Genomic DNA, 23990 nt, shown 5'->3' with positions numbered 1-23990 from the left:
TTCAGACGTGTGCTCTTCCGATCTCGGCAGGCGCGGACGTCGTCGTGGGCACCCCGGGCCGCCTCCTCGATCTCTGCCAGAAGAAGCACTTATCCTTCGATCAGGTCAGCATTCTTGTATTGGATGAGGCCGACGAGATGCTGGATTTGGGCTTCCTTCCGGACATCGAGAAGATTCTCTCCCTGCTGCACGGCAACCAGCACCAGACCATGCTCTTTTCCGCCACCATGCCTGGCCCCATCGTGACGCTGGCTCGCACCTTCTTGGACCAGCCGGTGCACATCCGTGCCGAATCTGCTGACGCCCAGCAGACCCATGCCTCCACACGCAAGGTCACCTTCCAAGCGCACCGCATGGACAAGATTGCGGTACTGGGAAAGATTCTGCAGGCCCACGGCCGCGGGCGCACCATCATTTTCACGCGCACGAAGCGCTCAGCGGCCGCCGTCGCGGAGGAGCTGGCGCAGCGCGGGTTCGAGGTGGGCGCGGTTCATGGCGACATGGATCAAAAAGCACGCGAGCGCTCGCTCGATGCCTTCCGTGACGGCACCGTGGAGATTCTCGTGGCCACGGATGTCGCCGCCCGCGGCATCGACATTGATGATGTCACCCACGTCATCAACTATCAGGTTCCGGACGATCCGATGACGTTTGTCCACCGCATCGGCCGTACTGGCCGCGCCGGCCATACGGGCACGGCGGTAACCCTCGTCGGTTATGACGAACTGGGAAAGTGGCAAGTCATCAACGACGAGCTCGACTTGGGCCAGCCGGAGCCGCCGCGGTGGTTCAGTACTTCCCCGGAGCTCGCGGAAGCACTTGATGTTCCGGAGGGGGTTGCAGATACGGTCGGTCCACCCACCAAGGTGTTGGGTGGACCCCGGCGCTCGAGCTCCCCGCGTGGCGAATCCACGCGCTCAGCCCGCGCTGCGCGCCGCACTCGTTCCCGTAAACGCAATCCCCGCCAAGGAGGACGCCGATGACCACCGAGCACGCCCAAGAATCCCCGGTCAACGACGCCGCTGCGAAGAAGGCACCCATTTTGCGTTCCACGAAGGCGGACTGGATTGCCGTGGGGGCGATCAGCGCGGTATGCGCCATCGCCATCGGCGGTGCGGTTATCCCCGCACCGATTCACAAGGCTGAGCTCCCCCCGGCAGTCGACGCCGCGGCCAACGCCGAGCCAGCGCTCCTCACCGCCGTCCCGAACTCCCTCACCGAATCCTTCAGCCTCCCCAACGCCTTGGTGTCAGGCCAAGCCCGGGCTGTGTCGTCGAAGGGCCTGCTGGTGACCCATGACGGCGACACCCTGAGCGCCACGAATGCTGCCGGCGATGAGGTGTGGACCTATCAGCGCCGCGATGCCGACCTGTGTTCGCTCGGCACAGCGTGGAACAAGATTGTGGCTTCCTATGATGCGGGCAACGGCTGCGGTGATGTGGTGGCGATCGATGCTGCTTCCGGCCAGTATTCCGATACCCGCAGCGCCCGCAATTCTGACGAGGTGGTCCCCATCGTCTCGAACGACCGCGTGGGAACTGTCTCCGCCGAGCGGGTAGAGCTGTGGCGCTCCGACCTCGTGCGCACGGTGGAGTACGGCGATGTCGATGCCAAGCAGGAACCCAACATGCAGCCCCACGAGGACTGCGCCATCACATCAGCGCTGACCCGTACCGAAACGATGGCAGTGACCGAATCCTGCCCGGATTCTCCGGATGCCACGTGGTTGCGTATCCAGACGGCCACACCGGAGGATTCCCGCTCCCCGGAGATTTCCAAGGACATCAAGATCGAGGATCCGGGCGCGCGCCTCGTCGCCTACGGACAGGAGGCGGCCGCAGTCTTCTTGCCGGGCGATACTCCTCGCATCGTGTCCTATAACTTTGAGGGTGAAGCGCTGTCGTCCACGGACGTGGAACCTTCGACGTCCATCACCAACTCCGCCTCCCCCTTTGCTCCTGCCGTAGCCGATCTGCCCCACCACATGACGTGGTTCGATGGCGAGCGCCTCTACCTCTTTACGCCAACTCAGCTCAAGGTTGACCACGTACTAGAGCAAGCGCTGGGCACCGGCATTGCCGTTGACGAGCGCGTTCTCGTGCCCACTGAAGAAGGAATCGACGTGGTGGATTGGTCGTCCGGTAAGACTGAGCGCACCATCCCCGTCGACCGCGATGGCTATTCCGGCCCGATTTCGCTGATCCTGTCCGGATCGGTCATCGTTGAGCAGCGCGGGGATACTGCCGTAGCGCTCAAGGCATCCTAAAAGTGGCTTTCAGCCCATTGCGCCGCCTCGGGCCGCACCATGAGCAGATACAGCACCAACCCGGCGCTCGCTAGGGTTAGCGCACCGAGCAGGGCTGAGCCCCCACTGAACATCTGGAAGGCGATGGCGCCCAGGATGAATTCCACGAGCACGATGGCCCCGCGCCCCCAGCGTTTGCCTTTCACGAAGGCCCAGGAGCCAACGATGACAAAGCCGAAGACGATAAAAATGAAGATAGCCGTGCCCAGGCCGACGAAGCCCGTCGCGCCTGAGTCCGAAACCATCGAGTCGTTTTCAGCGCCAGATACCTCCCGGACGATGAGGAAAATACCAAAGATGATAACGGCGATGGACTGAACCACCGCGATGCCCGCCGCCGCGATGACCGAAGGCGGCGCGCCATTCCCAACGGTCCGGGGAGACGTAGCCGAGGACTGTTTCTTCTTCTTGTTCACGGCCGCTTAGTCTACTTCTTACCCCGGCGGTTTAAGCCATCTCCACACCGCAGACTCCCCCGCCCTGCAGGTACCGTCCATGGCATTCAGCTAGGCCTTCCCACACGCAGAGTTTTCGGGGGCAGAGGCCTGAATATGGATTTGACGCGATCCAGGTCACCACACTCACAGTTTTACCCCTATCAACGCTGGTAGACGGATTATTGACAGCCTTCTTACAGCCTTCAATCCATTAGCAAACCCTAAAGCGACCACATTTGTTTAGTGACTTTGGACACTTTTTAGCCTTTACCCCTAGCGGACTTTGAGTAAACGTGTCATTATTCTCAGGTAGCAAAAACAACGAGCTGTTAAATCAGTTCATAACTCGGAGCAAACTTCGAGTTAACAGAAAGTGAACCACGGCGGCGTCGACGCTGGCCCCAACTCGAGACAGGGCCCCACTGACCGCAGACCAGTCCACTTCACCCCGTAGCACTCGGAACAGTTCACAGCTGTGAACTGCCCTAGGTGCGCCTACTTTCACCCACTGCTGTCAAAAATTTGTTAGGAGATTTCAATCATGGATTGGCGCCACGAAGCTGTTTGCCGCGACGAAGACCCGGAGCTCTTCTTCCCTGTCGGTAACTCCGGACCTGCACTCACCCAGATCGCTAAGGCCAAGCTGGTCTGCAACCGCTGCCCGGTCGCTTCCTCTTGCCTCAAGTGGGCCCTCGAGTCCGGCCAGGATGCCGGCGTGTGGGGCGGCCTCTCTGAGGAGGAGCGCCGCGCTATCAAGCGCCGTAACCGCAGCCGCGCCCGCGCCCGCGTTTCCGCTTAAAGAACCCTCAGAAGGCACACCCCCGATTAACACTCCGGCATACCCTGCCGCTACAGTTAAATAAGTTCATTTACCCTTAACAGAAGGAGTACGCGATGAGCAAGCGTGGCCGTAAGCGCAAGGATCGCCGTAAGAAGTCCGCTAACCACGGCAAGCGTCCTAACGCATAACGTCAGCATTCAGGGCTCGTTTCCTTCCTCATTCCGAGGACGGGAACGAGCCCTTTGCGTATGCGCCTAGGCCTAATTAACGTGGCCTAGGCGTTAACTTGGCCTCGGCGGCCCTAGCCCCAGGTGATTTCAGTCCGCGTAATCTCCACGCAAATGCGCTGGCGCAGTGACTGCGGTGCAGCCTGTCCCCCGCAACATTTGCGCACAAGCGCTCGGACTACTTCTTCACTCTCGACGCGCTGCTGACAGGCATCGCACTGCGCGAGGTGCTCGCGGATTTCCAGTGCTCGCGCATAGCTCGTTGATTCATCGAACAGCTCCCGAAAGAGCGCTTCAACCTCGGGAGAGTTACACGCACCGCAATTGCGTCCTGTTGCGCGTTCCATTACTTCTCCTCCATCTCTGGGTGGTTGCGACCAATGCCTTTTTCTCGTGCTACGTCCTTCAACGCCGCGCGGAGTAATTTTCTTCCGCGGTGGAGGCGGCTCATGACCGTCCCCAACGGGGTGCCCATCACTTCTGCGATTTCCTTATAGGCCAAACCCACTACATCCGAGTAGTACACCACCATGCGGTAATCCTCCGGTAGGTCATTCATGGCCTCGGAAATCTCCGAGTCCGGCATCTGCTTGAGCGCTTCGACCTCCGCTGATTCCAGGCCCGTGGAGTCATGTCCGGACGTGGTATACAGCTGAAAGTCACTAAGCTCATCCGCTGAGGATTCCACCGGGCGGCGCTTGGCCTTCCGGTAGGAGTTGATGTAGGTATTCGTCATGATGCGGTACAGCCACGCCTTCAAGTTCGTGCCCTGTTTGAAGGAATCGAAGTTGCTAAAGGCCTTGAGGTAGGTCTCTTGGATCAGATCCTCCGCGTCTTGCGGGTTGCGCGTCAGACGCATCGCTCCGCCGTAAAGCTGGTCCAGCAAGGGCAAGGCTTGCTCCTCAAACAACCGCTGTTTCTGAAGCGTCTCGCTCGTCGTTTCTGTGGCCATACCGACCATCCTAGCGCTCAGGACTAGGGTGGTTTATATGTCCAAGAAGACCCCGCGTGCCGCTACCCCCGCTCTCAAACTCCTCGAAGAGGCAGGTATTGACCACCACGTCTCTACCTTTGATGGCGGTCGCGAACACTTCGGCGAGGCAGCCGCTGCGGCCCTCGACGTTGCTCCTGAGTGTATCTTCAAAACCCTCGTCATTGATCTGAGCGCCGGCAAAGGCCCCAAACGCCAACTCGCCGTCTGCGTCCTTCCGGTCACCCACCAGCTCAGCCTCAAGAAGGCCGCCGCCGCTTTCGGTGCGTCCAAGGCCACAATGGCCGCGCCTGCCGACGCCTCCAAGTCCTCTGGCTACATCCCCGGCGGCATCTCCCCGTTAGGGCACAAACACGTCCTGCCCACTGTCGTTGACGAGACCGCGCTGCTCTTCGATACCATCTTCTTCTCCGGCGGCAAGCGTGGCCTCGACATTGAGATGAATCCGGAGGATCTCCCCCGCGTGCTGGAGCTCTCCTTCGCCGACGTGCTCGCCGACTAGCTCTCGCGCACTAGAACAGGGTGGTGGCCGGTGGTTCGTCGATAAGCTCTGCGTAGTCGTTGCGCACGTTGCCCACCGCGGGGTCGGCCGGGCGTGTCTGAAAACCGCGCACGGAGCTCGGCTCCAGCAGCGCCTCCCCCGCCAGCCAGGGCGCAATCTCATCTGCAGTCAGAAACTTGGGCAAGCGGTGGTGCAGCCACGCCATCTCCTCCGTGGCATCCGTGGTCACCATCGTGGCCGAGAGCCTCTCCATCCCCGTGGCCCACAGTCCTGCCGCCCATAGCAAGCCATCGGGCCCGGTCACATAATAGGGCTGCTTCTTGGCCTTCTTATCCTCACCGGCTTTCCACTCGTAGTAGCCATCCAGCGGGATAACGCAGCGCTGTGCTTTGAAAGCCTCCCGGAAGGAAGGTTTCTGCGCCACGGTCTCCGCACGGGCATTAAACAGCGGTGGGCCGTCGAGGTCCTTCTTCCAGTGCGGGATAAGCCCCCAGCGCGCTGGCTCCACGCGGGCGGTCTCCTCCGCAACCCGCACGATGGCAATGGGCTGGGTCGGAGCAATGTTATAGCGTGCCGGCGGCAGGCCTTCCGGCGCATGAACTTCCGTAATGGATTCCCACGCTCCGACTTCCTCCAGTAGGGACTCGGTGAACAGAACAAATCTTCCGCACATGCCCTTTATTATGGACTACATGTCTGCTTTCTGGAGTGCTCCCCAACCCGCCGGCCCGCTTTCTTGGGCTCAGGAAATCCCCGGGTCAAAGTCAATGACCAACCGCGCCCTGATCCTCGCTGCGCTGGCTGACTCCCCCTCTATTATCTACAACCCGCTGGTCTCCCGCGATACCGACCTGATGAAGGAAGCCTTGAAGGCCATGGGCGTAGGTATCTCTGACTGGGGCCCGCACCTGCGCGTGACCCCGGGCCAGCTGCATGGGGCGACCGTCGATTGCGGCCTGGCCGGCACGATTATGCGCTTCTTGCCGCCGGTAGCCGCGTTGGCGGATGGGCCCGTTGTCATCGACGGTGACCCTTATGCCCGCAAGCGCCCCATGTCCACCATGACGAAGGCCCTGCGTGAGCTGGGCGTTGACATCAAGGGCGATAGCCTGCCGCTGACCATCACGCCCCAAGGCGTCCCAGAGGGCGCCGAGGTCACCATTGATGCCTCCGCTTCTTCCCAGTTCGTCTCCGGCCTGCTTTTGGCCGGTGCGCGCTACCGCTACGGGCTCAGCGTGCGCCACAAAGGCGGCACCGTACCTTCCCAGCCCCACATCCTGATGACCGTCGGCATGCTGCGTGACGCCGGCGTGCATGTCGTCGCGGGCGAGGATAATTGGGTCGTGCGTCCTGGAAAGATTGAAGGCCGCGAGTGGTACATCGAACCGGACCTGTCCAACGCCACGCCCTTCCTGGCTGCAGCGGCAGTCGCCGGCGGCAGCGTGAGTATTCCGAACTGGCCGGAGGAAACGAACCAGCCGGGTGATGCTTTCCGCGGCATCCTGGAACAGATGGGCGCACAGGTTGAGTACGTCCCACAGGCACCTCGCCAGGATCCGTACCTGAAGGTCACCGGCCCAGATGAGGGCCTAGCAGGCCTGCGCGGTATCGAGCTCGACATGGGAGATATCGGTGAACTCACCCCGACCGTGGCTGCGCTGTGCGCGCTGGCCTCCTCGTCTTCGACGTTGACCGGCATCGCGCACCTGCGCGGTCACGAGACGGACCGTCTGGCGGCCCTCGCTACCGAGATCAACGGCTTGGGCGGCAACGTCACCGAGCTTGACGACGGCCTCCGCATCACCCCTGCCCCACTCCACGGAGGGAAGTGGCACTCCCACGCCGACCACCGCATGGCCACCGCCGGCGCCATCATCGGCCTGGCAGTCGAAGGGGTCGAGGTCGAGGACATCGATACCACGTCCAAGACTCTGCCCGGCTTCGCCGGGATGTGGGAGGCCATGATCCGTGGCTAGGCGCGCGAGCAGCTATGACGAATCCGATGTCCGCATCCGGCCCGGCAAAGGCTCGCGCCCGCGCACGAAGGACCGCCCAAAGCACAAGGATGCCAAGTTCGGCATGGTGATCACCAAGGACCGCGGGCGCTGGGGGGTTGCCCTTGATAACGATGGCCCGGTCGTCACCGCGATGCGCGCCCGCGAGATGGGCCGCACGCCCGTCGAGGTCGGCGACCGGGTCGGCGTCGTGGGCGATACCTCCGGGCGCAAGGACACCTTGGCACGCATCGTCAAACTGGAGGAACGCCGTTCCGTCCTCCGGCGCACCGCGGATGACACTGACCCTTATGAGCGCATCGTGGTGGCGAATGCGGACCGCCTGCTCATCGTCAGCGCCGTGGCGGATCCACCGCCGCGCTCTGGATTCGTGGAGCGTGCCCTCATCGCGGCCTTTGCCGGCAATATCCAGCCGGTCCTGTGCCTGACGAAGACCGACCTCACCGACCCCACTCCGTTTGCCCAAGAGTTTGCAGACTTGGATGTCACGGTGGTGGAGGCCGGCGTCGACGATGGACTGGAGCAAGTCTGCGCCGCAATTGATGGACATGTCACGGCGCTCATCGGCCACTCCGGTGTGGGTAAATCAACCTTGGTCAACCGGCTTGTCCCGGATGCCAACCGCGAAACCGGTGAGGTGTCTGCGGTGGGCAAGGGCCGCCACACCTCGACGCAGTCGGTGGCATTGCGCCTGCCGGCGGAAGGAAGCACGCCGAATGGCGGGTGGATCATTGATACGCCCGGCATCCGCTCCTTTGGATTGGCCCACATTGATGCCGAGAACGTCATCGAGGTCTTCGATGATCTGGCCGAAGCCATCGAGGACTGCCCGCGCGGCTGCACGCATGCTGGGCCGCCCGCGGATCCTGAGTGCGGCTTGGACTTGAGCATCGAGGAAGGCACTGCTTCTGCGCGCCGTCGCGATGCAGTGCGGGGCCTTTTGGCCTCCCTGCGCACCAACGTCGATTGGGCTTAGGCCCCATTGGGGCCTAAGCGTCGGCTCTTTAGGTCTTAAGCCCTAAGACTTAGGCCGGAAGCATAGCCGCCAGCTGCGGCGGCAGGACGGTCTTCAGGAAGGGGCTGGCTGCGCGGAGAGCCATAAAGAGCACCGTCAGGGCGCCGGATACTCCGAGGATGATGGCGCCACCCTTATCGATGTTGGAGGAGGTGTTATCACCGCTCGGTGCCTTCTTGTTGAACTCTTCCTTCTTGGCACACGCATCGAGCGCCTTGACGTACTCCGGCGCGATGTCGCGGAAGGTCTCGGCTACCTTGATGTTGTTCTTGGCGCGCTTGACGGCGTCCTCGTCACCGAGCTCCACTTCGGCCTCGAAGTTTGCGAGGTCACGGTACAGCTCATCGGACTGGTTCTCCACTGCTTTGGCACGTGCAGCGGCGTCCTTCGGGAGAATCTCCAAGCCATCCTTCAGCAGGCTGCTGTCGACGTCGTTGTCCTTAGACTCCGCGTTCTTGAGGTCGCTGGCTTCGTCCTCGCTCAACGTGATGGTGCACTTGTCATTCTTGATGGAGGTGGTCACCGCACCCGCAGTGGGGGCAGCGATTCCGCCAGCAACAAGTGCGACGGACAAGGCGGAGGTAGCAACTACGCGGCGAAGACGAGAGGAAGTCATGCTGAGGGGACCTTTCGATCGAGCTGAGTTTTACTCCAGCAGACTATCAGCATTTAGCCCAACTTGGGCAGGTAATCACCGAACTCCTTGTACGCGGCGAAGCCGATGCTGATAATTCCGAAGAGAATGGCGACGATAACCCCCATCGGTCCTTGCGAGGAGCCCTCAACGATGCGCAGCCACGGCGTCTCAGGCATCACGGCCATGTCGGGGTCCGGATTGTTGGGGTCAGGTTCGCTGGGAGCCGCTTCCTGAGCAGAGCTCCCCTGCGCGGTCTGATTTGTCTGCGCTGCCGGCGCTACTGCTTCCTCTGCCCCGGCAATTGGTGCTGAAACGAGGGTTGTGACGCTCAGGGCTGCAGCGGTGATAAGGCTAGCAAGGCGAGTTGCCTTCATGATGGTGCTCCTTTTCTTAAGCAATGGCAATAAAGGTTTAGAGTAGCACCACCACTCGCGTTAGGGCAATTAACGCTGGTGAATCCTAGAGCAGTTCTACGAGGATGGGCAGCTCGGTGGGATCATAGAAGGCCATGAAGTTATCCAGGGCATCACCGACGGCAAGCTCGGCGTCTTCGTCGCCGAGGTCAGCATTGTCGATGGCGGCGATAGCCTTGGCGGTGGCAGCCTCGGATTCCTCGATGTCCACGTGGATGGCTTGCAGGTTGTCCTTCGTGATGGTGGCCGGGTTGAGCGCCACGACTGGTTCACCCATGTCCGGCTTCGGGGTCACTACTGAATCATCAACATCGACGGAGATAACCACTCGGCGGTGCGGGAACTTCTCCTCATCGCCGATGGCCAAGAGCCGCAGGGAGGCCATGGAAGCTTCGAGGAAGGCAGAGTATTCGATCTCTTCTTCGTCGCCCTCAGTGTAGAACTCGCGCAGCGCCGGGGTGACTGTAAATCCCCAACCACTGCGGGCAGCAAGCTGGCCGGTTTCTTCCAGCTCTGTCAGCATGGCAAAAGTAGCTGGCAGGAAGACTCGCACATCCTTCGACACTTAGAACTCACCTTCAATGTCGAAGACTGCCTGGACTTCCACGCTGGTGCGGTCAAAGACCGTGTAGAGCATGCCCACCATGCCATTTTCCACCGCAGCGCGGACGTTAACGATGGAATCATCTACCATGACGCAGTCATTAATCGGCAGGTCGATAGCGTCCGCTGCAGCCTGGAAGGCAGCACGATCCGGCTTCTCCGCGCCGACCTCACCGGAAAGTACGACGGCATCAACGATGCCGCGGTATTCCCACTCGCGAATATGCTCCGCGCCTGGGCCGCCCGGATCGTTAGAGAGAATAGCGGTGGCGACTCCGTTAGATTTCGCGGCGGCGAACAGCTCCCGCCAGCGCTTGACGTCTTCTTCGGTGCCGTCAAGCACGCCTACAAAATCGACGATGAGTCCACGCATATTATCTACCCTTCGCATTGAGCTGTGTTTATCGTCCGAAAGTATAGCGAACATACCGCTCGCCTGCTCCCACAGGCCAAGGCGCAGCGCCTTCTAGCCGCGGATGGTTCCAGCATGGCATAATGAACGTGCGTCCAGCTTCCTTCCCTCCGCTCGCCTTCGCCTGCCTGAGCGCCTTTCTCCGCGCTGCTCATCGCGGATAAGGACCGCATTCCGCATGTACACCCCCATCCCCGGCATGAGCCATCTGCAGCTCTATGTTGCTCCACAGCGTATCCGCTATGAGCGCGAGCCTACCGCTGGTGACCTCGCCACGCGTGACGAGATCCATGGGCTCGTCGTCATTGTTTTAGAAGTTGCCGCCGCTTTGCGGCCGATGGGCCATCTCAACAATCCGCGCTTTGCTCCAGAAATCATCACCCATGTACGCGCGTGGCGAAAGGCCCATACAGCGTTAGAGCTCCGCGGGGGCATGGCGCTCACCAGCTTGCATGCGCGCGCAAACGGCGAGTTCTTTGGTTCGGTACTGATAGGTTCGCACCAGCGTGCTTTCACCGGCTCCGCAGCCGGGCGGCACTTACGTTCCTTCCGGTTACTCTCAGTCGGCCCCAGCCCCAGCATCGCTGGAGGCGGGCGGCAGGCTATGGGAGATTAAAAAAGCGAACCGAGTTTGATCAAGATGGGCGTCCAATCGATTCCGGCGAACGCTGCGGACGCACTCACCAGGGCCAAGCTGATACCGCCAAACATGGTAGCTCCGACCACAGGCAGGTTCTTTGCAGTTTCCTCGGAGGTTTCCGGAGCGGACACAGCGCCGCACTGAGTAGCCATGGTGTCCTGGGAGCTGAGCACGGCGTCCTTGGAGGACTCATCGCCGTGCGAGCTCAAGACGGAAGAGAGCTGACACTGCTCCTCGGGAGCAAGCTCGATAGCTGACGCAGCTGCGCCGCCGCCCAACAGAGTGGCAGATGCGAACACGGAGAGACCTACTCGCAGAGACAAGCGGCGCATACTAACTCAACCTTCCAAAACAGAACAATTAATAATTTGACAGTATATACCTAACTGCTTCCAACAAAAAGGCGCCGTGGGGAGTTCTTCCCTCACGGCGCCTCATCACTTTTCCGCGCTTTCTAGCGTTCGCACATCAGCGAAGTTTCAGACCGCGGCAGATTTAAGCTTCCGCTTCCGCGTTTGCTTCACCCGCTGCGCTCGCCTCTTCCTGGGCCTTGAACTGCTTGCGCAACATGAACAGCTGGCGGACGGTTTCTTCCTTCACTGCGTCGTTCATGGCGTTAAACATGTCGCCGCCCTCCTTCTGGTATTCCACCAGGGGATCGCGCTGCGCCATAGCACGCAGGCCAATACCTTCCTTGAGGTAATCCATTTCATAAAGGTGCTCGCGCCACTTCTGGTCGATGATCGGCAGAATGATCATGCGCTCGGTATTGCGCATCTGGTTCTCTCCGCCGATGGCAGTCACAGCGTCTTCGAGCTTGTCGTACTCGGAGTTGGCATCAGCCAAGAGGGCATCGCGCAGCTGCTCCGCAGTCAGTTCGCCGGCAGCGCCGTATTCGGCGCCGTCAACGAGCTCCTCATGTGTCATGGTCGGCCCGTACAGGGAATCCAACGCATTCCACAGCTCATCGAGATTCCAGTCCTCCACGTAACCGGTGGCAGTAGCCCCTGCCACGTAGGCAGACACGGTGTCATTGATCATCGTCCGGATGTTGTCCTTGATGTCGTTGGCCTCAAGGATGTCGTGGCGGGTGGCGTACACCACCTTGCGCTGCTCGTTAAGAACTTCGTCGTACTTGAGCACGTTCTTACGCATCTCGAAGTTCTGGTTCTCCACCTGTGCCTGCGCACCCTTGATAGAGTTCGACACCATCTTGGCCTCAATCGGCACGTCATCCGGCACGTTGAGGCGGTTCATCATGTTCTCCATGGACTGGCCCACGAAGCGCACCATGAGCTCATCGCGCATGGACAGGTAGAAGCGGGTCTCGCCCGGGTCACCCTGACGTCCGGAACGGCCACGCAGCTGGTTATCAATACGGCGCGACTCGTGGCGCTCGGTGCCCAGCACGTACAGGCCGCCGGCCTCACGGACCTCATCGCCCATCTTCTTGGAGCGTTCCCTCTCCTGCTCGATCTCAGCGTCCCAGGCTTCCTGGTACTTCTCCTCGTCCTCAAAGGGATCGAGGCCGCGGTCCCGCAGCTTCTCATCCAGGATGACTTCGGGGTTGCCACCGAGAACGATATCGGTACCACGGCCGGCCATGTTGGTGGCCACGGTGACGGTGCCAGGGCGGCCAGCACGAGCGACGATCTGGCCCTCTTCCTCGTGGTGCTTGGCGTTGAGCACCGAGTGCTTGACGCCGCGCTTGCTCAGCAGCTGCGAGAGGTACTCGGAGCGTTCCACGGAGGTGGTACCAACGAGCACCGGCTGACCGGCAGCCACGTGTTCCTCGATGTCATCGACCACCGCAGCGAACTTCGCTTCCTGGGTTTTGTAGATGCGGTCGGAGTGGTCGGTACGCTGGTTCGGCTTGTTAGTCGGAATTGGCACCACGTCGAGACCGTAAATGGAGTGCAGCTCGGCCGCCTCAGTTTCTGCGGTACCGGTCATACCGGAAATCTTGTCGTAAAGGCGGAAGTAATTCTGGAGGGTAACGGTTGCCAGCGTCTGGTTCTCGTTCTTGATCTCCACCTCTTCCTTCGCCTCAATGGCCTGGTGCATACCCTCGTTGTAACGGCGGCCAGCCAGCACGCGGCCGGTGAATCCATCCACGATGAGGACCTCGCCGTTGCGCACGATGTAGTCCTTATCGCGGGTGAAGAGCTCCTTCGCCTTCAGCGCGTTATTGAGGTAGGACACCAGCTGGGAGTGCTCAGGTGCGTAGAGGTTTTCAATGCCCAACTGGTCTTCGACGAATTCCACGCCGTCCTCAAGCACACCAATGGTGCGCTTCTTGTGGTCCACCTCGTAGTGGATGCCCTCGCGCATCTTCGGGGCCAGCTTGGAAAAGACTCCGTAGAACTGAGAGGAACCATCGACAGGGCCGGAAATGATGAGCGGGGTACGCGCCTCATCGATAAGAATGGAGTCAACCTCATCCACGATGCAGTAGTTGTGGCCGCGCTGGACGGTTTCATCAAGCGAGCGGACCATGTTGTCGCGCAGGTAGTCAAAGCCCAGCTCGTTGTTCGTGCCGTACGTGACGTCGCAGGCATAGGCTTCCTTGCGCTCCGCAGGGCGCATCTCGGAGAGGATGACGCCAACGGACAGTCCCAGCCAGCGGTGAACACGGCCCATCATCTCGGCGTCACGCTTAGCCAGGTAGTCGTTGACAGTCACGATGTGGACGCCCTTGCCTTCCAGAGCGTTGAGGTAGGCCGGCAGCAGCGAGGTCAGGGTCTTACCTTCACCCGTGCGCATCTCGGCAACGTTGCCAAAGTGCAGGGCGGCACCACCCATGATCTGTACCTTGTAGTGCTTCTGGTCGAGCACGCGCCAGGCGGCTTCACGCACGGTGGCGAATGCTTCGAGAAGCATGTCATTCATCTTTTCGCCATCCGCCAGACGCTTCTTAAACTCGTCTGTCTTAGCCTTAAGCTCATCATCCGACAGCGCCGCGAATTTATCTTCTAGGGCAATAACATCATCAGCAATTTTAGCCAGGCGCTTGACGGTGCGTCCCTCACCGGCACGGAGCAGCTTGGAAAGTCCAAACACGTCTAGATAGTCCTTCTGGTCGCGACAATAAAGTTAACTCGTCGCCATTGTACTCACTAGCTTTTCCGTATCGATTCGCCACCCAACCCAAAACGCAAAATCCGATACTTAGCCCGCGCCCACTCGTGCGCCCATCCTGTGTTTTCTCAGACCCACAGAGCGAGACAGAAAAGGAATGACTATGCAGTTCTCCAAGATTGCCGTAGCTACCGCTACCTCCGCAGCCCTAGCTTTGAGCACCATAACCGCCCCCGCCGCCGTGGCTGATGATTCCGAAGCGCCGCGCGGTGGTAGCGCCATGTGGACCTATGACGCGATCATGACCGGAACCATGGATGCCGTCGCCACTTCCCACCGCCCGGGGTCGCATCCCACCGAAAACTTCGGACTGGATCTGATTCTGGTTGCCCCGGTGGCCTTGCTCATGCTGCCACTGCAAAAGCTAGCTGAGGCCGAAGTACACCTGTCCAGCCAATTCGGGGTATAGCTCCGTCGTGATAAACGGAAAACACGTTTCCCCGCGCTGCATGTTCAGCGCGGGGAAACGTGTTGTAGCCGGGATAATTTTCCCGAAGGGCTTAATACTTAGTCCTTAGGACGCTTAGCCCCTTAAGCGTCCGTCAGGGAGATAAGGCCGTAGTCAAAGGCGTGGCGGCGGTAGACCACAGACGGCTTGTTGTTCTCTTCGTTGATGAAGAGGTAGAAGTCGTGGCCGACCAGCTCCATCTCGCTGAGTGCATCATCCACGGACATCGGGGTGGCCGGGTGCTCCTTGAAGCGCACAACCTGGCCCGGGCGAACGTCCTCGACCGTCTCTGCGTACGGGTCGATGTAGCGTTCTTCCTTACCAGGCTTAGCCGCTTCAGCTTCGGCGACCAGCTCGGCAGCAATCTGACCGGTACCCTTCTGAGCGCGGTGGCCGGACTTCACGTTCTCGCGGCGCACCTTTACCTTGCGCAGAGAGCGCTCCATCTTGCCCAGAGCCGTCTCGAGTGCCGCGTAGAATGAATCTTCCTTAGCCTCAGCGCGGGCGATGTGCCCCTTGCCGGTAGCGGTAATCTGCAGACGCTCTGCCTCAGACTCGCGGCGCGGGTTCGGCTCGTGCTGCAGCTCCACGTGGAAGAAGGTCAGGGTCGGATCAAGGCGCTCGATCTTGGCTAGCTTTTCAGTGACACGTTCCTGGAAGTGCTCCGGAACCTCCACGTTACGACCGGTGATGGTGACCTGAGCGTTGGTCTGCTGGGACATGTAATGCCTCCCTTTACTCGTGGGGACTGAATGACTGCACATTCTGCGGACCTCATTCAAGCCTGTGATTCGGGGCTTAGTGTCCGCTTCCCTGTGACACCCCTCATGCTACCACTGGTCATAACCAACGGGTTCACTGGCCCCCTCTACAGAGGCTTGATGTCGCTCCACCCTACGCGTCTGCCAGGGCAATCGCCCCCGCCACGTCACCCCCGACGGCCCATACGCGAGCGGCGCTGGCGCGGAGTGTCGCGCCAGTCGTGATGACGTCGTCGACAAGCAGCACGCTGCGCCCCGCCAACATCCGGGCGGACGGCAGCAACCGCACGGCACTGCGCATATTGTCTGTGCGCTCCGCGGCGTTGAGCTGCGACTGATCCGCACTGCCTTCGGCCGTCATCAAGGCATTAACCACGTCCCAACCAGGAAGCCGAGCAGACGCCGCCCGGCACAGCGCGGCCACCGGATCACCACCACGCTTGCGGGCCGACGACGCTCGTGTCGGGGCGGGAACCATCAGCGCGGTCTCCGGAATGTCGCCGCGAGCGCGCAGGTAGTCAATGCCAGCGGCAAGCACCGCGCCCAAGTGCGCGCGCACCGCCTGGTGTCCGCGTTCCTTCATCGCGATGATGACCCCGCGGCGGGTATCGGAATACGGTCCGAGCGCCCACGCCGGAAAACCTAATGGCTGGGGACGTTCCACGCGGCGCGGTATCTGCCGCAGGTGGTGCTGGCAGGCTGCGCACAGCACCCCACCCGCAGAGGTCTCACCCCCGCACCCGGCGCACGGGCGTGGCAGGAACAGCTCCATGAGCGCGGCGGTGACCTCCCCTATCCCCCGATGTTTCGGCATGCGCCCCACTCTAGCCTGACTCCTGAGCTGTCCTCTAGCGCGCGATGATCGGAGAGGAACGCACTCCCTGCAAGCCCTCCACCTCGCGCCAATAAGAACGCTCGGATCCGCCCGCGGGAAGCTGCAGCAGCGCATGCGCATCGGTGACATAAAGCGTCGACGGCGAAGAGGCCACCGCGACCACGGGTGCGGTGATATTTCCGGTGGGCAGTGTGGTGGCCGAAGATCCGTCTTGCTCGATGCGCCACACCGGAGAGCTCGACGCCGAGGTACCCACAAGCAGGGCCCCGTCTGTCTGCCACTCCACCGACAAAGCAGAGCCGGCCAGCTCTGGGCCCACCTGGTGAACGTTGACGATGCGCCGCTCACCCGACGTCGCGCGGGCAACCACACCGGTATAAATGCTGCCATCGATAATCATGGCGATACGCGCTCCCGTCAGGGACAGTCGGATGACGGAGATTTCGCCTTCCACGTTCTCTAATGCGGAGGTGTCCACCTCCGCGGTGCTCAGCTCGCCGGTGGCCGGCGAGCGTGTCACGCGGACCACGTGCTTGCCGTCGACGACGGTCCACGCCACTTGTCCTCCCACCTCGAAGGTAGGGCGGGCTAGAGTTTCGCCCTTGACTGAATCCTTGAGCTCGTGGCCGAGCTCGCCCATCGCCAGCTGTGACTCTTTCTCAGAGCGCTTGCGTACCGCGGCGACCATGCCCTCATCGGAGACGTCCGCGGACTGGATATCGTGAATCTGCCCGGCCATTCCCTGCACCTCGGTGCTGCCTTCGCCTTTGACCTCGAGGAGTGAGCCGTCATTGACCGCGTAGAGCTTAGGCACGGACTGGGCAGCCACCTCTGGGTTGAACTCGGCAAAGTCATCGATGGTCATTTCCTCCATGCCGTCGACAAGCGGGCTGCCATCGATGGTGGCGCGCACTGAGTTCGTGATCTCGGCGTTGTTGAGGGTCCAGACCAACTGGGCGGCGAACTTGAGGCGCTCCTCCTGGGTCATTCCTGCCATCCCGCTGAACTCGTAGACGCCATCGTTGATTCCCAAGAAGGTAGCGTCCTTGGGGCTTAAGGTGGACGTCGCCGGCGCGATATCGGAGGACGGCCCCTGCAGCAGCAGGGTCACTAGCTCCGAGGCGATTGACTCCTTACCCGAATAGAGCCAACGACGGTCCGCCACCAGCAGGCGTTGGGTTGTATCGAAAAAGTACAGCGACTGCGGCCGGTAGCGGTTGCGTAGTTCGGTGCGCTCAATCACAGCACCAGTGGGCAAATCCGTGATGCGCCATTGCCCATTGAACTGGCGCAGCCGGACGGTTGCTTCGATGCGCGAATTATCGGGGACATAGGCCCCGCCATTGGCCAATCGGCCAATAATATTGCCGCGGACCGAGTATTCCAGGTCGCCGTCTTCCATATTGGACGTCACGAGATCGATGGAATCCACCACCAGAACGGTATCCGTGGGGTCCCAGGAATTAGCTATATCCGTCGAAAGGAAGGTGCGGGCGGCGGCGTAGTTGCCGGTGGGAATCGCCACCGCCGAATAGAAGTCACGCACGAGGAGATCAGGCTCGCTATCTGTACGCGGTTCGACGACGGCATCGTCTGCCCGGTCATGCGGTTCGAAAGTCCCGATCACTTGCGGATCCGTGTTATTCGGCAAGGTCGAGCACCCGGCGAGGGCTATGAGCGCAACGCAGCTGAACACTGCGAGTGGGCGGCGGGCCGGCATCATCGCTGGGCCTCCTCCTCGAAATCAGGAACGGTGTTGTGATTGAAAGGCGTGTCCACGCCACGGGATTCGCGCTCCGAAGGCCACACGATTCCTGTGTCCGACTCACCTTTAAACACAGGCATGCCCGGCTCCGAGGTCACCTCGAGCGCGGATTGTTCTTCTGCCTCGACCTGCTCCGGTGCACCTGGGACCTCCAAAGCGATGGGCTCGGACTCTACTTTGTTGTCTGGTGTGCGGGGCAGGATAAGGCGGAAGCGCGAGCCCACGCCGAAGTAGCCAATAGCGTCCAACGTACCGCCGTGCAGCACCGCATCCTCGCGGGCGATGGCAAGGCCCAGACCGGTTCCGCCAGAATGGCGTTTACGGGAAGAATCCGCGCGCCAGAAGCGGTTGAACACCAACTCCTCCTGGCCCTCCTTGAGGCCGACACCGGAGTCGGTGACGGCGATGCCGACGGCGTCCTCCGTCGCCCCGATATCCACGGTGACGGGGTTGCCTTCAGAGTGATCAATGGCGTTCGCGAGCAGGTTACGCAGGATGCGCTCGACACGCCGTGAATCGCATTCGACGGCCACGGGTTCCTCCGGAACATGCACGATGACCTCCACATCGAGCTCGGCGGCGAGGTGTTCAACCTGGCTCAGTGCGGAGTCTACGCAGGAACGAATATCGATGGAGGCCGTGGACAGATCCGCCACGCCCGCATCGTGGCGAGAGATCTCCAGCAGATCCGCGAGCAAGTCCTCGAAGCGATCCAGCTCCTTGATAAGCAGCTCCGCCGAGCGCTTGGTATAAGGGTTGAACTCATCCGCGTCCGCCGCGATGACATCCGCCGCCATGCGCACCGTGGTCAGTGGCGTGCGCAACTCGTGGGACACGTCGGAGGTGAACTGCCGTTGGAGATCGCCATACTCCTCCAGTTGGGTGATTTGTTTGGAGAGCTTATCCGCCATGTCGTTGAAGGAAGAGGCAAGGCGGCCCATCTCATCATCCGAGTTGACCACCATGCGCTCACGCAGGTGGCCGGCGGCAAAGCGCTGCGCGATGCGGGAAGCAGAGCGAATCGGCACGATCACCTGCTGGGTAGCCAGCCACGCGATGCCCACGAGGAGGACCACGACGACCACTCCAGCAGCAGAGAGCAATCCGCGCATGAGCGCCATCGTCGATTCCTCAGACTCCATGGAGAGCACGAGGTAGACCTGGGTATTCGGGATATCACTTTCAATGGGGGTGCCCACCATCAGTGCGTTGTAGGTAGCCCCCGATTGCTGATCCACCGTGGCGTACTGCTGCACGACTTGGCCCTGACCGACGAGCTCGCGCATGCCATCAGGGATGCGGTAGCCCTCCGGTGAGGTGGTGGCCGTGCCGTCGGAGTTTTCCACGAGGATAACCGGTTCGTACACGGCCTGGGCATCGGGTTGCTGTGCCGACATCTGCCCCAGTGCGGCGCGTGCGGAGTTGATGCGCACCTGCGTTGAGTTAGCCGTTCCTGTCGCATCAATCTGTTGCTCCACGGCTACGCGGGCGCGGTCGAGCTCTTGCAGCGCGGTGTCCTCTTTCTGGCTCACCAGCTGCTGCGTGAGCACCGACACCAGAGCGTAGGCCAGGATGATCATGACCACCGTGGAGGCCACCAGCATCATGCCCAGCACGCGTGTCTGCAGGGACGTACGCCAGCGCTCGACGATGCCATCCCGGGCTCGCCCTAACCAACCAAAAATAGCGGCAGTCCTTTACTCGGCGGATTTTCCAGTCTTGTACCCCACACCGCGCACGGTGAGGACGATGTGTGGATCCTCCGGATCGTGCTCAATCTTGGCGCGCAAGCGCTGAACGTGCACGTTGACGAGGCGAGTATCCGAGGCATGGCGGTAACCCCAAACGGATTCGAGCAACGCTTCACGGGTGTGGACCTGCCCGGGCTTGCGGGCCATTTCCAAAAGGAGGTCGAACTCCAGCGGGGTCAACGAGATTTCTTCGCCGCCCTTGCGGGTGACGGTGTGCTCGGGAACGTCGATAAGCAGGTCCCCTACCTCGATGATCTCTCCCGAGCCCCCATCGATCCGGCGCAGGCGCGCACGGATGCGGGCAATGAGTTCCTTGGGCTTGAAGGGCTTGGTGATGTAGTCATCCGCCCCCGATTCGAGGCCGAGGACCACGTCGACGGTGTCCGTCTTCGCCGTGAGCATGACGATGGGCACGGAGGACTCGGTGCGGATGGCACGGCAAATATCGACGCCGTTCATGCCCGGCAGCATGAGATCCAACAGGATCAGATCTGGGTCGTGCTCACGGAAGGCTGGGATGGCCTCGTTTCCATCGTTGACGGCAATTGGATCCAGCCCCTCTGCCTCAAGCACGATGGTGAGCATTTCGGCGATTGCCGGGTCATCATCCACGACCAAGATTTTTGGTGCCACGTTATTGTTCTCCTACAAGCTCTTTGACAGCTTGGATAATCATATCGGCATCCGCGGTGGCGATCCACTGCCCAGCCCACTGCTGCTGCGCTAGACGACGGTAAGCAGCGGCCGTGCGGGCCTGCAGCCCCGCATCCCGCTCATAGCGATCGCGATGGCGCCCCTCATCCTCCGCCGCGCGGGCCACGGCGCGTTGGCCGGCGACTTCGACGTCGGTGTCCAAGAAGATCTGCAACTGCGGAATGGGAAGGCCAAAACGCTCGAATTCGAGCTCGTAGACCCAGTCAACGATGAGCTCCCCGCCCACCCTTGCGGCGGAGTAGGCCGCGTTCGAAGCCACGTAGCGATCCAGGATAAGCAAGGAGTCTGTGGATTCGGCGGCGGCGAGCAGCTGTTCCTTAGCGCCCCACCGATCCAGGGCGAAGAGAGTGGCCATCCCGTAGGCCGAATCGGTGAGATCTCCCATACGCCCATAGAGCGCCTCCTGTGCGAGCTGCGCGTGCACGGAGTCTTCGTAGCGCGGGAAACTTAAGACCGAAACCTCACAGGCAAGCTCTTCCCGCAGGCGCTGGGTGATGGTGTTCTTTCCCGCACCATCGATTCCTTCAATACTGATCAGCATGCTGGCGTACTAGGACAGCGCCTCGATGAAGGGCTCGAGGTCGTAGTCCTCCTCGACGCCTTCGAGCAGCTCGAGGGCGTGCTCGTTGAGGTTCTCGCTACCGGAACCGGCCAGATCACGAATGAACGGGTAGTCCTCAACGACCTCCCCGGCACTGAACGGGGCGCCCGCCCAAATCGCGGCGATCGTGGCCGCCGCCAGCGCGTTGCGTTGCTCGTCCTCGGTCTGATCCTCACCGGAGACCGCCAGGGCGCAGGCATCATCGACCGCGGCAACGATCTCTTCGTCCTCAAGGTCTGCCAGTTCATCCAAGAAGTCGACGTTGACCTCGTCGGCGAAGATGTCCTCATCCCATGAGCTCATTGTTTCTCCTTACATCCTTTACGCGAATAGGGGTCTAAGTTGGGGTCTATTTTCTTGTATCCACGGTGGGTCAGTGTGGCGTTGTGGGGCGCGCCCGCCGCCAAGCCGCTATCTAATCCAATTTCTACCATTCTTTAGGCGCCCTTATGCAAGGCTTCGGTCAATGAGTCCGTTTCATTACAGCTGCGCCACAGTTCCCTGTAATGCCGGCCTGGCTGCATCCTGGAAAGAAGCATGAACAGGGGTTATTGCCCAGGCCATTTATTATCTCTATATTCGTGCTATCGTTGTTACCGACTTGTGACCTTTGTGCAGTTAGGAGAGCGCCCCCGCATGACGAGCAGTTCACGCCGCATCCTCGCCTTCGTGGCGGCCGGCCTCCTGTGTGCCGTCGCCGTGGGCGTCGCGGTGTGGCGCATGAGCGCACCCGAATCCGTCGTGGCTAAGCCCTCGGCCGCCACCGCGGTGTCGAGCACGGCTACCACGTCCTCATCAGCGACGCACTCCTACACCACGACGGCTTCTCCGACGACCACCCAGTCGAAGGACTCGCACACGCCGGTTGCCGCGCCGGCGGAGGATCCGTACTTAGCGCCGAACGCCGTTGTCAACAACACGGAGCCCGCTGGCCCCACTGCCGTCTACCGCCCGGATAACGTCTCCTCACTGCAGAACCAGCAACCGCAGGCAACGCAGAACGCGCAGAACCCGCCGGCACCGGTTGTTACCACCCCAACCACGGCCCCCTCGAGCGACTCGTCCACGGCCTCCGAATCCGTGGCACCTGGCTCCACCCCGCAGCACACCGAGCCAACGCCACCGCCGGCCACCCTGGAGCCGCAGACGGCCGCACCGCAGGATTCGGGTCCACAGGAATCCCGCGGGGACCGCGAGCACAACCCCCAGCTGACCGAGCAGCAACCCACCGAGGCCCCTACATCGCCGCAGGGCAAGGACTCCCCCGAGGCTTCTGATTCCTTCAACCCGCAGCCGGCCGGGCTCGCCCAAGAAGCACCGAAGCCTGAGGCAGAGCCTGACTCCGTGACGGAACACCGAGAGCCGACCGAAGCAGAGCAAAAGCAGTGGGACGAGTCTGCCCAGCACGGCAACGAGGCGCTAGAGTCGCTGGCGCGCGAATCCGAGGCGCACCGGACCAATGAGGCCCCCACCCCGGCAGCCCCAACGGATGACGTCCCCGCCGCGGAGGAACCGTCCGCAGAAACCCCCACCGCCGTTAAGCCGGGCGAGAACCCCATGGAACCCGCCGCCGAACCAGCAGCGGTGCATCCTTAAAGCGTTGCATTCTAGAAGCGGTGCACCTTAAAAGGTGCACCTTTAAGCCCTAGACGCGAGCGACAAATACCTCCGCGCCTTCGGCCTCCGCGGCACGGATCGTGGCGGCTGGGTCGCTGGCTGGAATCCATGCCGCGTGGCCAGCGCTGAAGTCCACGCTCTCCCCCTCGTCGTTGCTCACCGTGGCCGCGCCAGCGGTGCACAGCAGGATCATCGGGCCGTCGCTGTCTACCTCGGCGGAGTCCGCACCGGAAAGCTCCACGCGGTCCAGCAAGAATTCCTCAATCGGCACCGGGTAGGCCCACGCCGTGGCCCCCGTAATGCTGCCCGTTGCTTCCTTTCCAGCTGCGTCTGCGTGCGCTATTTGATCCACTCGCGGGTCCTCCGCCGCCTGGTACGTCAGGACCTTGACCAGCTCAGGGACGTCAACGAACTTCGGGGTCAGGCCGCCGCGCAGCACGTTGTCCGAGTTGGCCATGATCTCCACGCCCAGACCAGACACATAGGCATGCAGCTGTCCGGCGTCGAGGTAGATCGCCTCACCCGGCTGCAGGACGATGTGGTTCAGCAGCAGCGCGCCCAGCACGCCGATGTCCCCTGGGTATTGCTCGTTGATCTTCGACACGGTCCCCATCACGGTAGACATCCACGGTTCACCAGCTTGGCTTTGGCGCAGGTGCTCACCCGCGGCTACCACCGCGCTGATAAGCTCCTTGCGCTTAGCGCTGGGGATAGTGATCCACGTGGTAAACAGCGCGCGGAGGCTGTCGCCTTCGGCAGCGGGGTCCGGATCGAGCATGCCCTCGTAGTGCGCGAGCTCTTCGCAGTCCAAAGCCGCGAAGAGGCTGCGGGTCTGCGAGAGAGGGCGGAAGCCCGCCATGGCGTAAAACTCTGTGAGTGCCACGATGAGCTCCGGCTTGTGGTTGTCATCCTTGTAGTTGCGATTGGCCGCTGTGAGTTCGATACCCTCCGCGTTCTCGCGAGCAAAGCCTTCCTCGGCCTGTTGCTTGGACGGGTGCGCCTGCAGCGACAACGGCTCGGCCGCCGCCAGGATCTTCAACAGGAAGGGCAAGCTGGCACCGTATGTATCCGCTACCCGCTTCCCCAGTTGTCCTTGTGGATCCGCGGCGATGATCTCATCCAGCTTCTCGCCATCCACCGTCGAGGGATCAGCCGGGTGCGCGCCGAACCACAGCTCAGCCACCGGGCTAGTAGCTTCCGGCTCGCTGAGCAGCGTGGGGATCAGCGTACGCGAACCCCACGAGTAATTGCGGGCTGCACTGGTGAGCAACTTCATTGACTTCCTCTATTTCACGTCGTAGGCGGTCGCGGCATAACTGCGCGTAATCAACTGCAGCGCGCGGGCCAATTCCCCACAGGAGGTGTCGGCGCTCGCCGCTGCG

General features: G+C 61.5%; 27 protein-coding genes. 9 read left to right on the top strand and 18 right to left on the bottom strand.

The features are described from left to right. Positions 1–979: 979 nt before the first annotated feature. Positions 980–2266, top strand: coding sequence for a hypothetical protein (locus RDN59_RS06585; RefSeq protein WP_308607149.1), 1287 nt, complete (start codon positions 980–982; stop codon positions 2264–2266). On the opposite strand, the gene RDN59_RS06580 is transcribed toward RDN59_RS06585, so the two are convergent. Then, on the bottom strand, positions 2263–2721 hold the full coding sequence (locus tag RDN59_RS06580; RefSeq protein WP_158381343.1) for a hypothetical protein: 459 nt from the start codon (positions 2719–2721) through the stop codon (positions 2263–2265). The two genes, RDN59_RS06585 and RDN59_RS06580, sit on opposite strands and share 4 nt — an antisense overlap. Before the next feature lie 562 nt (positions 2722–3283). On the opposite strand from RDN59_RS06580, the gene RDN59_RS06575 reads away from it, so the two are divergent. Together RDN59_RS06575 and RDN59_RS12295 are read left to right on the top strand one after the other, a co-directional pair. Then, on the top strand, positions 3284–3541 hold the full coding sequence (locus RDN59_RS06575) for a WhiB family transcriptional regulator (RefSeq protein ID WP_042529827.1): 258 nt from the start codon (positions 3284–3286) through the stop codon (positions 3539–3541). Between the two features lie 95 nt (positions 3542–3636). Next, entirely contained in the window at positions 3637–3711 is a 75-nt protein-coding gene (locus tag RDN59_RS12295; RefSeq protein ID WP_012714902.1) for a 50S ribosomal protein bL37, read from the top strand. Between the two features lie 113 nt (positions 3712–3824). Here the strand turns inward: RDN59_RS12295 and rsrA are convergent, their stop codons facing one another. Further along, positions 3825–4097, bottom strand: a complete 273-nt coding sequence (gene rsrA / locus RDN59_RS06570; protein ID WP_080975102.1) for a mycothiol system anti-sigma-R factor — start codon at positions 4095–4097, stop codon at positions 3825–3827. Then, a complete protein-coding gene (locus tag RDN59_RS06565; RefSeq protein WP_049156090.1) occupies positions 4097–4702 on the bottom strand; it encodes a sigma-70 family RNA polymerase sigma factor in 606 nt (201 codons plus the stop codon). The genes rsrA and RDN59_RS06565 overlap by 1 nt, the downstream gene beginning before the upstream one ends. Before the next feature lie 37 nt (positions 4703–4739). Here RDN59_RS06565 and ybaK point away from each other — a divergent pair, with 37 nt between their 5' ends. Further along, on the top strand, positions 4740–5243 hold the full coding sequence (gene ybaK, locus RDN59_RS06560; protein WP_308607148.1) for a Cys-tRNA(Pro) deacylase: 504 nt from the start codon (positions 4740–4742) through the stop codon (positions 5241–5243). A 10-nt stretch (positions 5244–5253) separates the two neighbouring features. Here the strand turns inward: ybaK and RDN59_RS06555 are convergent, their stop codons facing one another. After that, the gene (locus RDN59_RS06555; RefSeq protein WP_308607147.1) at positions 5254–5916 is read right to left on the bottom strand and encodes an SOS response-associated peptidase; all 663 of its coding nucleotides are present in this window, start codon (positions 5914–5916) and stop codon (positions 5254–5256) included. On the opposite strand from RDN59_RS06555, the gene aroA reads away from it, so the two are divergent. Both aroA and rsgA read left to right on the top strand, forming a co-directional pair. Then, on the top strand, positions 5915–7219 hold the full coding sequence (aroA, locus tag RDN59_RS06550; protein ID WP_308607146.1) for a 3-phosphoshikimate 1-carboxyvinyltransferase: 1305 nt from the start codon (positions 5915–5917) through the stop codon (positions 7217–7219). The two genes, RDN59_RS06555 and aroA, sit on opposite strands and share 2 nt — an antisense overlap. Further along, positions 7212–8234, top strand: coding sequence for a ribosome small subunit-dependent GTPase A (gene rsgA, locus RDN59_RS06545; RefSeq protein WP_046647457.1), 1023 nt, complete (start codon positions 7212–7214; stop codon positions 8232–8234). Before aroA ends, rsgA begins: the two co-directional genes overlap by 8 nt. A 49-nt stretch (positions 8235–8283) precedes the next feature. Here rsgA and RDN59_RS06540 read toward each other — a convergent pair whose 3' ends face one another. The 4 genes from RDN59_RS06540 to RDN59_RS06525 all read right to left on the bottom strand — a co-directional run bounded on the left by RDN59_RS06540 (position 8284) and on the right by RDN59_RS06525 (position 10299). Continuing rightward, the gene (locus tag RDN59_RS06540; protein ID WP_308607145.1) at positions 8284–8889 is read right to left on the bottom strand and encodes a hypothetical protein; all 606 of its coding nucleotides are present in this window, start codon (positions 8887–8889) and stop codon (positions 8284–8286) included. A gap of 53 nt (positions 8890–8942) precedes the next feature. Continuing rightward, on the bottom strand, positions 8943–9284 hold the full coding sequence (locus RDN59_RS06535; protein ID WP_308607144.1) for a hypothetical protein: 342 nt from the start codon (positions 9282–9284) through the stop codon (positions 8943–8945). 85 nt (positions 9285–9369) lie between these two features. Beyond that, a complete protein-coding gene (locus RDN59_RS06530; protein ID WP_185963766.1) occupies positions 9370–9876 on the bottom strand; it encodes a hypothetical protein in 507 nt (168 codons plus the stop codon). 12 nt (positions 9877–9888) lie between these two features. After that, positions 9889–10299, bottom strand: coding sequence for an HAD-IA family hydrolase (locus RDN59_RS06525; RefSeq protein ID WP_010189184.1), 411 nt, complete (start codon positions 10297–10299; stop codon positions 9889–9891). Positions 10300–10516: 217 nt separating this feature from the next. Between RDN59_RS06525 and RDN59_RS06520 the strand changes: the two genes are divergently transcribed. After that, positions 10517–10954, top strand: coding sequence for a hypothetical protein (locus RDN59_RS06520; RefSeq protein WP_308607143.1), 438 nt, complete (start codon positions 10517–10519; stop codon positions 10952–10954). Here the strand turns inward: RDN59_RS06520 and RDN59_RS06515 are convergent. Next, a complete protein-coding gene (locus RDN59_RS06515; RefSeq protein WP_308607142.1) occupies positions 10951–11310 on the bottom strand; it encodes a hypothetical protein in 360 nt (119 codons plus the stop codon). The two genes, RDN59_RS06520 and RDN59_RS06515, sit on opposite strands and share 4 nt — an antisense overlap. A 163-nt stretch (positions 11311–11473) precedes the next feature. Further along, positions 11474–14038, bottom strand: a complete 2565-nt coding sequence (gene secA / locus RDN59_RS06510) for a preprotein translocase subunit SecA (RefSeq protein WP_308607141.1) — start codon at positions 14036–14038, stop codon at positions 11474–11476. A 181-nt stretch (positions 14039–14219) separates the two neighbouring features. Here secA and RDN59_RS06505 point away from each other — a divergent pair, with 181 nt between their 5' ends. Then, the gene (locus tag RDN59_RS06505; protein WP_308607140.1) at positions 14220–14525 is read left to right on the top strand and encodes a hypothetical protein; all 306 of its coding nucleotides are present in this window, start codon (positions 14220–14222) and stop codon (positions 14523–14525) included. Positions 14526–14647: 122 nt separating this feature from the next. Here RDN59_RS06505 and hpf read toward each other — a convergent pair whose 3' ends face one another. The 7 genes from hpf to RDN59_RS06470 all read right to left on the bottom strand — a co-directional run bounded on the left by hpf (position 14648) and on the right by RDN59_RS06470 (position 21294). Further along, the gene (hpf, locus tag RDN59_RS06500) at positions 14648–15286 is read right to left on the bottom strand and encodes a ribosome hibernation-promoting factor, HPF/YfiA family (RefSeq protein WP_046647448.1); all 639 of its coding nucleotides are present in this window, start codon (positions 15284–15286) and stop codon (positions 14648–14650) included. Between the two features lie 172 nt (positions 15287–15458). Further along, positions 15459–16139: a phosphoribosyltransferase family protein gene (locus tag RDN59_RS06495; protein WP_308607139.1), complete on the bottom strand. Its 681-nt coding sequence runs from the start codon at positions 16137–16139 to the stop codon at positions 15459–15461. 34 nt (positions 16140–16173) lie between these two features. Further along, positions 16174–17880 (bottom strand): MtrAB system accessory lipoprotein LpqB, encoded by a 1707-nt coding sequence (gene lpqB / locus RDN59_RS06490; protein ID WP_308607152.1) that lies wholly within the window; start codon positions 17878–17880, stop codon positions 16174–16176. Continuing rightward, positions 17880–19553, bottom strand: coding sequence for an MtrAB system histidine kinase MtrB (mtrB, locus tag RDN59_RS06485; RefSeq protein ID WP_308607151.1), 1674 nt, complete (start codon positions 19551–19553; stop codon positions 17880–17882). Before mtrB ends, lpqB begins: the two co-directional genes overlap by 1 nt. Before the next feature lie 69 nt (positions 19554–19622). Then, positions 19623–20309 carry an MtrAB system response regulator MtrA gene (gene mtrA, locus RDN59_RS06480; RefSeq protein WP_308607138.1) on the bottom strand — a complete coding sequence of 229 codons (687 nt, stop codon included), beginning with the start codon at positions 20307–20309 and terminating at the stop codon, positions 19623–19625. A 1-nt stretch (position 20310) separates the two neighbouring features. Further along, positions 20311–20931 (bottom strand): dTMP kinase, encoded by a 621-nt coding sequence (locus RDN59_RS06475; RefSeq protein ID WP_071409437.1) that lies wholly within the window; start codon positions 20929–20931, stop codon positions 20311–20313. Between the two features lie 9 nt (positions 20932–20940). Further along, positions 20941–21294, bottom strand: a complete 354-nt coding sequence (locus RDN59_RS06470; RefSeq protein WP_046647442.1) for a DUF4259 domain-containing protein — start codon at positions 21292–21294, stop codon at positions 20941–20943. 333 nt (positions 21295–21627) lie between these two features. Here RDN59_RS06470 and RDN59_RS06465 point away from each other — a divergent pair, with 333 nt between their 5' ends. Next, positions 21628–22587: a DNA-directed RNA polymerase II gene (locus RDN59_RS06465; RefSeq protein ID WP_308607137.1), complete on the top strand. Its 960-nt coding sequence runs from the start codon at positions 21628–21630 to the stop codon at positions 22585–22587. Positions 22588–22636: 49 nt separating this feature from the next. On the opposite strand, the gene manA is transcribed toward RDN59_RS06465, so the two are convergent. Continuing rightward, the gene (gene manA, locus RDN59_RS06460; protein WP_308607136.1) at positions 22637–23884 is read right to left on the bottom strand and encodes a mannose-6-phosphate isomerase, class I; all 1248 of its coding nucleotides are present in this window, start codon (positions 23882–23884) and stop codon (positions 22637–22639) included. Positions 23885–23990 lie beyond the last annotated feature (106 nt).

It is taken from the genome of uncultured Corynebacterium sp. (assembly GCF_902489365.1).
GTDB lineage: Bacteria > Actinomycetota > Actinomycetes > Mycobacteriales > Mycobacteriaceae > Corynebacterium.
This window is presented reverse-complemented; position numbering and strand designations above follow the sequence as displayed.